Annotated in this window: 2 protein-coding genes and 1 pseudogene; all 3 read right to left on the reverse strand. The window is 63.9% G+C overall.

What is annotated here, in order from left to right:
* Nucleotides 1-289: pseudogene (locus tag K728_RS0113090) on the reverse strand (hypothetical protein); the annotation flags it as partial.
* Nucleotides 290-419: 130 nt separating this feature from the next.
* Nucleotides 420-1,019, reverse strand: coding sequence for a MarR family transcriptional regulator (locus K728_RS0113095; protein ID WP_024477004.1), 600 nt, complete (start codon nt 1,017-1,019; stop codon nt 420-422).
* An 86-nt stretch (nt 1,020-1,105) separates the two neighbouring features.
* The coding region (locus K728_RS0113100; RefSeq protein WP_035748096.1) for a M50 family metallopeptidase at nt 1,106-2,202 on the reverse strand (1,097 nt) is incomplete at its 5' end.

Raw genomic sequence — 2,202 nt, forward strand, 5'->3', positions numbered from 1 at the left:
CCCCCGGTGTCGCTGGTGCCGGTCTTACTGGTGCCGGTGTTGCCGGCGCCGGTGTCACTGGGTCGTTTTCCGGCGGGTCGGGAATCACAATTCCCGGGGTCTTTTCAACCACGACAGGCGCTGCAGGCCCCTGCTGATCTACCGTTTCCTGGCGCTCAGCCGTTTCCTCGCCACCCGGCGCCTTCTCGTGCTCGTCGACTGAGCGAGCGAGCTTCAGCACGCCTACGGTTACCGGCCAGCCAACGCCGGCTGCCACCAGCAGGGTCAGTATCACCCACAGCACTTCCATGTCGGCCCTCGTCTTCCTGTCGTTACACCGGGACTCTACAGTCCGCGTCCGACATTCCACTTCCGGAGCCAAATTCCGGAGCTACTTCCGGAGCCTCTTCGGGGCTATGCCTGACGTTCCACGTCCGGAGCTATTTCCGGAGAGCAGCATCAGCCCGACGCAGGAGCACGGCGGCTGCGGGTCGGGCTGCCCATTCCTCCACCCATGCCGAGCGGGCCACGGCTTTACTGACGGCCTGGGACGTGATGCCGAGGTGCCGCGCTGCGACGGTTTGGGTCCCCCACTTGCCTGGTTCCAGGAGGTCCAGGATGCGCCACTCGGCTGCGGTCCGTTTCATGACGTGCAGCCCAATCAGCATCAGGACGCCTTCGGCTTCGGCCGTCCCGGAACCACCCTCCACCGCAACAGTGGCACGATCCCCTGCCTTCTTGGCCCGTTCGACCGCCGCGCGCGCAGCGACAAACGCGTCGCCCCTCCCCTCCCGCGCGGTGGCTGGTAGCGGCAGTTCGACGTCGCCTACCCCGATCCCCACATACCAGTTGCCGGCCCGCAGGCAGAGCAGCGTGGCGTCGACCACTGCCTCTGGAGAGTTGAGAACACCCTGTGCTTCATCACCCACGGAGCGTTCGAAGGGTACGACGGATGGGACCTGGCGCAACAGGTCGAGCAGGCCGGGGACGCCGTCGTCGGCCTGTGAGCTCCCCTTCTGATCGATTGTCATCACAAACATGGTTCAACCTTATGCGGGTGTAAATCAAATAACAACCTATTTAGAGCTCAAATTGATTTACAACCACTTTGGCCCGGCGTTGCCCGTCAGCCGAAGAGATTCACCGGTTTCACAATGTCCGCGTAGATCAGCAACGCGCCCATTCCCATTAGAAGAACTGCAACGACATAGGTGAGCGGCAGGAGCTTGGCCATGTCGAAGGGACCGGGATCCGGACGTTTGAACAACCGTGCGACGGTCCTGCGGACGCCTTCCCAGAGTGCCCCGGCGATGTGTCCGCCGTCGAGGGGCAGCAAAGGGATGAGGTTGAAGACAAACAACGCAATGTTGACACCGCCCACCAGCCCCACGAGGGTTGCCAGGCGGGATTCGACAGGAATCTCGTCCATCGCCGAAACCTCACCGGCAATCCGGCCGACGCCCACCACGCTGATGGGGCCTTCCGGGTCGCGGGGTGCATCGGAGAACGCTGCCTGCCCCACCTCGACAACACGCTGCGGGAGATTAATCACCACACCGGTTACTGCGACGATGTTATCCCCCACCGCGGGAAGCACGTCGCTTGGCGGACCCGGAGCCAGTTCCTGCTGTGAGCCGACGCCGATGAACCCGACGGCTTCGAGGACCTGGGTGCCATCGGCGTTGAGTTTAGGCCGTCCGTCAATGTCGGGGACGGGCCGTTCGGTCAGCAGCGGGGTGATGGTGGTGCTGACGGTTTCGCCGTCGCGGAGGTAGCTGATGGCGGTCTCGTCGCCCGCCGTGTCGCGGATCCAGGCGGACAGTTGGGTCCAGTCCGTCACATCCTGACCGTCGTAGCTCACCACCCGGTCACCGGGTTGCAGGCCCGCGTCGAACGCGGGGGCGGCGGGGTCCTCGTCGGTGCAGGCAGTTTGACCGGTGGAGGCCTGCTGGCTGGCTGGCACCACGCACTCGTAGACCTCGGACACCGTGGTGGTGGCCTGTGGCGAACCGAACCCCATGATGAGGATGGCAAACATGATCACGCCGATGATCAGGTTCATCACCGGCCCGCCGAGCATGATGATGATGCGTTTGTAGATCGGCAGCTTGTAGAAAACCCTGTCCTCATCGCCAGGACGGAGCTGTTCCGCGGCCGCCTGTCGTGCGTCAGTGGTGAGCTGCTGAAACATTCCCGTACTGGAGGGGCGGACGGCAGTGCCGG

It is taken from the genome of Arthrobacter sp. CAL618 (genome assembly GCF_000468215.1).
Lineage (GTDB): Bacteria > Actinomycetota > Actinomycetes > Actinomycetales > Micrococcaceae > Arthrobacter_D.